Consider the following 7642-nt stretch of genomic DNA (forward strand, 5'->3'; position numbering starts at 1 on the left):
ATTTTGGCCGGCGGCACAATTGCAGGGGCTTGGTCTTGGGGTCGCTGCTTTAGCTTGCGTGATGGTTCTGCTGCCAACAAGCTTTGGGATGCGGCTAGGGGCTTGTTGTTTGGTCGTTTTGTTAGCGCTGGGTGTTCGTACCCATAGTCGCCCTTTTGAGTTGGTCGCGCTAGATGTTGGGCAAGGGTTAGCGGTTGCTGTTCACCAGCCGCAGGGAACACTGTTGTACGATACGGGCGCGGCATTCAGTGAGCGCTTTAATGCAGGTAGCCATATTATTGCCCCTTATTTGAGGTGGCGCGGGGCAATGCCATTATCGGTGATGGTGAGCCATGCTGATGCCGACCATCGTGGTGGCGCAGTGGCTATTTTCAATCAGTTTGAGCCCGAAAAAATTTGGTTTGGCGAGTCATTTTCTGCTCTACCTACGGCTGCGCAGCCATGCATTGCTGGCCAGAAGTGGTTGCAGGGTGAGGCTGTTTTTTCCGTATTGTGGCCGCAGGATAGTCTGCGCTCTAATAATTCCACAGTGGCCGAGCTTGGTACGATCAGCAGTAATAACCGTTCATGTGTATTACTTATTGAGTATCAGTCTAAGCGCTTCTTGTTGCCGGGTGATATCGACAGTAGTGTGGAACGGTGGCTGGTTGAAGAGGGCGGTCTTGGACATGTTGATGTTCTTGTTGCACCGCATCACGGCAGTAAAACATCGTCTTCTCAGGATTTCTTGGCGGCATTAAGTCCGCGGCATATTATTGTGAGTGCAGGTTATAAAAACCGTTATGGTCACCCTCATTCTGAGGTGTTGGAGCGTTATCAAGCGTTCGGTGCAACAGTTTGGAATACGGGGGATTTGGGGGCTATTCGTGTAACGGTGGAAGAGGGGAACTTAGTGATCAATGCGGAGCGTTTGAGTCGGCCAAAGGTTTGGCATTAGCGAATGCGGGCGCCTTGTGGCCGGGGGATTAAGCCGGAATAATGTATGCGGTATGCCTCTCGTATCTAACAACACCCTCTATACTGTATTCGTGTGTTCGCACGCTAAACTGCGCACTAACGTTGCGTGAAAAATCGGGTATGATACCCGACCAATAATAAAGACCTTCAGGAGATACTGGTGGAAAATATCTTTGCTGCAGGCGGCTGGCTTATGTTCCCGCTGGCGCTGTGTTCAGTAGCTGTTATCGCAATATCAGTGGAGCGTTTTTGGACGCTTAACCCCAATAAAATCGCACCGCGCAATCAATTGGGCGATGTTTGGACTCAAATACAAAACAACAACATGAGCTCTGATCAGCTTAAAGAGCTGCGTAAGTCTTCACCGTTGGGTCGCGTTTTGGCGGCGGGTTTAACGAACTCGCGTCACGGACGTGAAGTGATGAAAGACAGTATTCAAGAAGCTGCAAGCCAAGTGATTCACGAATTGGAGCGTTACTTAGCCATTCTGGGTACTATTGCGGCAGTCACACCTTTGCTGGGCCTTTTGGGTACAGTACTCGGTATGATCAAAGTGTTTGCAGCAATCATGTTAGAAGGTACCGGTAATGCGGGTGTGCTTGCTGGCGGTATTTCGCAGGCGCTACTGACCACGGCAGCCGGCTTGGGTGTTGCTATTCCCGCTATGATAAGCCATCGCTTCTTCTTGCGCCGTTTAGATGCACTTGTGATCACCATGGAGCAAGATGCGGTAAAACTCGTAGACGTATTGCATAACGACCGTCGTGTTGACTTAAAGCAAGCGTAACGAGGTTACTATGCAATTTCGAAGACAAACGAGTTCGGAAGAGGAAATTAACCTCACGCCCCTTATTGACGTGGTGTTCTTGCTACTTATCTTTTTTATGGTGTCTACAACCTTTACTAAGGAAACGCACCTTAAATTAGACTTGCCGCAGGCCGAAGGTGAGCCTCTCCCTGAGTTGGTTAATAAAATCGAAGTACTCATCAATGCTGATGGCGGTTATGCCATTAATGGAAAGCCTTTAATCAATACCAAATTAGAAACCCTAATGACGGGTTTAGAGGTGGTGGGTAAAGGCCTTGAAAAAGATAAAATTCCCTTTGTGATTACTGCTGATGCCAATGTTTCTTACCAGTCTGTTGTGATGGCAATGGATGTTGCGGGGCGTTTAGGTTTTGTGAATATCACAATGACTACAAAACGGCCTGAAGGGACTTAGTCCAGCTATTTGTTTTAAAATACGCCACTTTTAAGTGGCGTATTTTATTTGGGCGAAGGTGATTAAAATTAGGTTTTTCGTCGCTGAATTGGCGCCATCCTTAAGTATGACTCAATAATAACAAGGTGTAGTTTCGCTTTGAGCTTAAAATACAGCATAGAAAAACAGTGGTATGGAAAACCGACTTGGCTATTGGCCTTAGCGCCGCTTAGTGCTGTGTTTTCTCTATTAAGTTTGCGCCGCAAAAAGCGACAGCAAAAAACCGCTTATCAGGCCAATTGTCCTGTCATTGTTGTGGGTAATATTGCCGTGGGTGGTACCGGGAAAACGCCGGTTATCATAGCGCTGATTCAATTATTAAAAGATTCCGAATTCCGCCCGGCTGTTGTAACGCGTGGTTATGGTTCTAACCTTCCAGGTGACATCAAACGTCCCGTTTTAGTACCTTCAAATGCCGATGCCAATATTTATGGCGATGAGCCAGTACTTATCGCTTCCAGTGCGCAGTGCCCGGTATGGGTTGGCAAAGATCGCGTGGCCGCGGTTAGGGCAGCAGAGCAGCAAGGCTGTAATGTAATATTAAGCGATGATGGCTTACAGCATTACACGATGGCACGCAGTTTTGAGCTTGTTGTGCAGGATCATCAGCGGGGTGTTGGTAATGGCTGGTGTTTTCCTGTTGGTCCATTACGTGAGCTACCCGACCGACTCGCTTCGGTGGATTTTGTTCTGAATAATCATGCTGGCCAAAACGTAAAAGAAGTCATGCATGATGATAGCGCAATGGTGCTGCGGCCCTCAGCTTGGGTCAATATTAAAAGCGGTGCGCGCGTACCTGTGAAAGCCTTACCTTGGCGTGGTGAAACCGGAAAAAATCAACGTGTTTTTGCGGTGGCTGGCATTGGTAATCCTCAGCGGTTTTTCAAAACACTGGAACAAGTGGACGTTTTTTTTGAGGCTCAAGAATTTGATGATCATCACAGCTATTGTGCCGAAGACTTTGCTTTGGCGAATGGCCGTCCTGTAGTGATGACGGCCAAAGATGCCGTTAAATGTCGGACTTTTGCGGAGCCGAATTGGTGGTACTTAGAGGTTGAAGCAGTATTGCCAGAAGCATTAACTGTTCGTATTTTATCGCACTGTATTAATTTTTCAGCGCAGGCTGAATGACGGAGTTACCGTGAGCTTTATCGTTGTTATACCCGCGCGTTATGCCTCAACACGCCTAGAAGGTAAGCCACTCATTAGTTTTTCAGGCAAGCCCATGATCGAGCATGTCTATCGTGCGGCAAGTGCGAGTGGCGCTGCAAAAGTGGTTGTTGCAACCGATGATCCCCGTATTGAAACAGCCGTTAAAGCGTTTGGCGGTAATATTTGTATGACGCTTGATAGCCATGAATCTGGCACTGATCGGTTACAAGAGGTTGCGCAATTTTACGGCTGGGAAGAAAGCCAAATTATTGTTAATGTGCAAGGTGATGAACCTTTAATCCCGCCGGCTGTTATTAATCAAGTGGCCAGTAATTTAGCGAAAAATACAGCCGCGAGTGCTTCGACGTTAGCGTGGCCTATTCAGAATGAAGAGCAAATGTTCGACCCTAATGCGGTCAAAGTTGTTGCGGATGAGCAGGGTTTAGCATTGTATTTTTCACGCGCGCCTATTCCTTGGCATCGTGATAGCTTTCAGAATAAGCCAGATATTCAAGCGTCTGCTGCTATGCGGCATATTGGTATTTACGGTTATCGGGTGGGTTTGTTGCATCAATTTATTCGATGGCCAATGGCTGCCTTAGAAAGTATTGAAAAACTCGAGCAGCTGCGTATTTTGGCTAACGGTCAGCGTATTCACGTTGCATTAGCCTGCGAGGAAGTTCCCGCAGGGGTAGATACGCCCGAAGATGTTCAGCGCATTAATACTTTGTTAACGGCTTAAGAGAGAGGCAGCTTCAGTGGCGATTAAAGTCTTGTTTGTGTGTTTAGGGAATATTTGTCGATCACCCACCGCGCACGGTGTTTTTGAGGATCTCGTTAAAGCAAAAGGCTTAAGTGATCGAATCATTGTAGATTCTGCCGGCACGGCGTCTTGGCATTCAGGGAGTCCACCAGATAGTCGCAGTATGGCTTTTGCGCACAAGCGTGGTTTCGAATTAAAACATTTGCGCGCGCGACAAGCCATCGTTGAAGACTTTGATGAATTTGATGTGATATTGGCGATGGATAATAGCAACCTGCAAGACCTGCGCGATTTATGTCCTAGCCACTTTACGGGCCATTTAGGGTTGTTTTTAGATTTCGCCAATGCGGCTGAATCTGAAGTGCCAGATCCTTATCATGGTGGCGATGCTGGTTTTGAGCATGTGTTAGATCTCGTCGAAGACGCCAGTGCAGGTTTACTGGAATTTGTACTGCAAAAGAAAAAATAACCACCTCTCTTTCTTAAAGTTTGTTTTATTTATGTCCAAATCGCACTGGCAAAACCATGTTGATATTAGCCATCTCAATACCATGGCTGCGCCCTCTGTTGCTGAGTATTATCTCGAAGTAACATCGCAAGAGGCTTTGGTTGAAGCGGTTAAGGCGGCTCAAACTCAGTCCTTGCTTGTTCACTTGTTGGGCGGCGGCAGCAATGTGTTATGTCCGTTATTTATCTCGGGCTTGGTTTTGCGTCCTTTGATGCGTGGTGTTTCGGCTGAAGTTAAGCGTGAATCTCAGCAGGTTTTAGTGACTATTGGTGCGGGGGAGAATTGGCATCAGCTAGTCGAATGGAGTTTGGCGCAAGGTTATTATGGTTTAGAAAATTTAGCCTTAATCCCTGGTTCTGTTGGCGCTGCTCCCATTCAAAATATTGGTGCGTATGGTGTAGAGTTGAGTGATTGTTTACACTCGGTTAAATGGTTTGATTTACAGCAGCACTGCTTTAAAACGTACAGTAAAGATGAGTGTGAGTTAGGCTATAGAGAAAGCATATTTAAGCATCAGCTTAAAGGGCGGGCTGTTATTACAGAAATTGTTGTACAGCTGAATTTAGCCGCGGCCCCGATTATTCACTACAAACCTTTGGCTGAATACTTCGAGCATAGCGCTACAGCTGTAACGCCTTTAGCTGTATTCAATGCCGTTTGCGAGCAGCGTAACAGTAAGCTCCCCAACCCCGATGATACCCCCAATAGCGGCAGCTTCTTTAAGAACCCCGTGGTTTCTATGCAAAAACTCACAGCGCTACAAAAAGAGTTTCCGTCTATCCCTTTTTACCCGCAACCGGATAACAATGCCAAAATTCCTGCAGCCTGGTTAATTGACCAATGCGGTTTAAAAGGCAGTGGCGTGCAGGGCTTAGTCGTGCACGCGAAGCAAGCGCTGGTTTTAACAAACCCCAACAAGCTAGCATTAAAATCAATTTTAAGTGCTAGCAATGAAATCGCTAATACCGTGCTGCAGCGGTTTGATTTAATACTCGAAAGAGAGCCTCAAATCTTGGGGGGACTAGGTTGAGATCCAAGGCTGTATCTTTGACGCTTTCTTAATGTTTATTCCCTAATATGCGCATTAGTGTTTTATCTTTGTAGATGACATGATGCTTCAATGCGCCTGCGATATGTAATAGCAGGATAAGCATCATCGTATAGCCCATGTAGTGATGAATCGTGAGGCCCAAGTCAGTAGCGGCTTGGCTAAACGGTACGACTTCGGTGGGATTTTCAAGTGAAAAATTCTTCGGAATAATTTGAAGCTTATAAACGAATACCCCGTGCCCGCTGGCACCCGAATAAAGCATTCCACTGAATGGCATAATAAGGGTTGCACACAATAGAGCCCAGTGCGTTATTTTGGCTAACATTTGCTCCAGCCTCTTTTGAGCTCCTAAGGCTTTTGGCCAGCCCTTGATTAATCGCCAGATTACCCTCGGGATAGCGACCAATAAAAGTAATACACCCGCGGCTTTGTGCCAGGCATATAGCGGCCATGCTTCAAAGGTAGACATGTACCACCCTGTTGCTAATAGCCCTATAAAAGTAATAGCGATAATCCAATGAAGGCCGATGGTTAGCTTGCTGAGTGAGTTGTGGGTAGTCATAAATACGTTTCCTTAAAATGTGGCCAAATTCTATTTTAGGGCAAACACTTGCGCATTATATTAGTGATGAATGTGCATTTTTTGGGTTTAAGGGATGAAGTGATAAGATTTAAGTTTATGATTTTAAAAGATTTTTTATTTCTCTATGGTATTTTGCCCCAACGGGCAACGTTTGCTCTGTACGCAGCTGAACAGCGTCTGCTGTTAGACTTTTGAGGGCGTTCACATTAATAATATAAGACCTGTGTATGCGAACAAAGTCGGCTTGCGGGAGTTGATCGGAAAGTTGTTTCATTGTTGCCCGCAAAAGATATGTTTGCCCGCGGCTAAAAATGTCAACGTAATTACCGGCTGCAGAGATATAGTCAATTTCGTTTGTGGCTAACGCAATAATGGCGCTGCCTTTTTGTACGGTCAAAACCTGCTGTGTTGTACTGGGGGGTGTTGGGGCGGCCTCAATGGGGTTATTACTGGAGGCTTCAGTGTTAGGGGTAATTACCTGAGAGGGTTGAGTGCGTGGTGTTTTTTGGGGTTGACCATAAATAATTAGCCAGCAGATCATAAGGAAGGCTAAAACTGAGATATGGGTCGGAAGAAAATAAACTAAGCTCGCGCCGAATGAGCTACTTGGGGTTGTCCATAAGTCGATACCAACACGATAACTCACGGATATACACAGTGCTATAACAGCACATAGGGCAACCGTTAATGTACGGCGTTTATATCGGCTCATTACGTGCCAAAGTATGGGGGTTAGAATAACCCATATGCCGTATTCCTGAAGTGCCCAAATTATCGACTTGAAGGGGCCGCTATCATTTGTATTGATATATACGTTATAGAGTTGGCAGTGTATGGCTCTATATACGAGGAATGCGGACCACCCCATCAAGGATAGCGTGATCTCACGACCGGGAAGGTGCGCAAGCTTCTTGAGTGAGAGCCCTCGTAGCTCTGGCATTGTTATCATTTTAAAGTATCGTTTAGTGATAGGGAGTAAGAGGCTTTTGCGCACCGGTTAGTGCACATTTATGAGCGTAAGTTCATGCCGACCTGTTGAATCGGCCTGCATGGGCTGTAAGGCAGGAATTGTAAGTCAGCGTTGTATGTCTGAGCATGCACCCTTCGAGCGCCTTGCTGAGAAAACAGGCTCGATAACTGCTCCACGACATTAGGGACGAGGCAATAATAGTTTGTCCAATTAGGCAAAGATATCGGCTTTCTTATCGAGGCGCTTAAAGGGGCGCATGCCTTGGCATGTAACGCTTTGAGCAACGAAGGTAAGGATGTCGAGATCGAGCATTAGTGGATGAAATATTGTTTCCTCGTCCCTTATGCTCCTGCAATGTCTAATAAGGGGCTCCTGCCCCGATGCGTTATTCTAATA

General features: G+C 46.4%; 9 protein-coding genes. 7 read left to right on the top strand and 2 right to left on the bottom strand.

From position 1 onward, the window contains the following. From AC3A8L_RS17910 to murB, 7 genes are all read left to right on the top strand, one after another. A partial coding sequence (locus tag AC3A8L_RS17910) for a ComEC/Rec2 family competence protein (protein WP_487963643.1) occupies positions 1 to 937 on the top strand: 937 nt, incomplete at its 5' end. Positions 938 to 1150: 213 nt separating this feature from the next. Next, the gene (locus AC3A8L_RS17915; RefSeq protein WP_487963651.1) at positions 1151 to 1744 is read left to right on the top strand and encodes a MotA/TolQ/ExbB proton channel family protein; all 594 of its coding nucleotides are present in this window, start codon (positions 1151 to 1153) and stop codon (positions 1742 to 1744) included. A 10-nt stretch (positions 1745 to 1754) separates the two neighbouring features. Then, positions 1755 to 2180: an ExbD/TolR family protein gene (locus tag AC3A8L_RS17920; RefSeq protein WP_487963644.1), complete on the top strand. Its 426-nt coding sequence runs from the start codon at positions 1755 to 1757 to the stop codon at positions 2178 to 2180. Between the two features lie 138 nt (positions 2181 to 2318). Then, complete coding sequence (lpxK, locus tag AC3A8L_RS17925) at positions 2319 to 3350, top strand: tetraacyldisaccharide 4'-kinase (RefSeq protein WP_487963645.1); 1032 nt, start codon at positions 2319 to 2321, stop codon at positions 3348 to 3350. Positions 3351 to 3360: 10 nt separating this feature from the next. Beyond that, complete coding sequence (gene kdsB / locus AC3A8L_RS17930; RefSeq protein ID WP_487963646.1) at positions 3361 to 4113, top strand: 3-deoxy-manno-octulosonate cytidylyltransferase; 753 nt, start codon at positions 3361 to 3363, stop codon at positions 4111 to 4113. Positions 4114 to 4129: 16 nt separating this feature from the next. Further along, positions 4130 to 4603, top strand: a complete 474-nt coding sequence (locus AC3A8L_RS17935) for a low molecular weight protein-tyrosine-phosphatase (RefSeq protein WP_487963647.1) — start codon at positions 4130 to 4132, stop codon at positions 4601 to 4603. 31 nt (positions 4604 to 4634) lie between these two features. Beyond that, complete coding sequence (gene murB, locus AC3A8L_RS17940; protein WP_487963648.1) at positions 4635 to 5672, top strand: UDP-N-acetylmuramate dehydrogenase; 1038 nt, start codon at positions 4635 to 4637, stop codon at positions 5670 to 5672. 28 nt (positions 5673 to 5700) lie between these two features. Here the strand turns inward: murB and AC3A8L_RS17945 are convergent, their stop codons facing one another. Next, a complete protein-coding gene (locus AC3A8L_RS17945) occupies positions 5701 to 6255 on the bottom strand; it encodes a cytochrome b (RefSeq protein ID WP_487963649.1) in 555 nt (184 codons plus the stop codon). A 115-nt stretch (positions 6256 to 6370) separates the two neighbouring features. After that, positions 6371 to 6988, bottom strand: coding sequence for a LytR/AlgR family response regulator transcription factor (locus AC3A8L_RS17950; RefSeq protein ID WP_487963650.1), 618 nt, complete (start codon positions 6986 to 6988; stop codon positions 6371 to 6373). Positions 6989 to 7642: the final 654 nt, after the last annotated feature.

Source organism: Marinagarivorans sp., assembly GCF_982758155.1.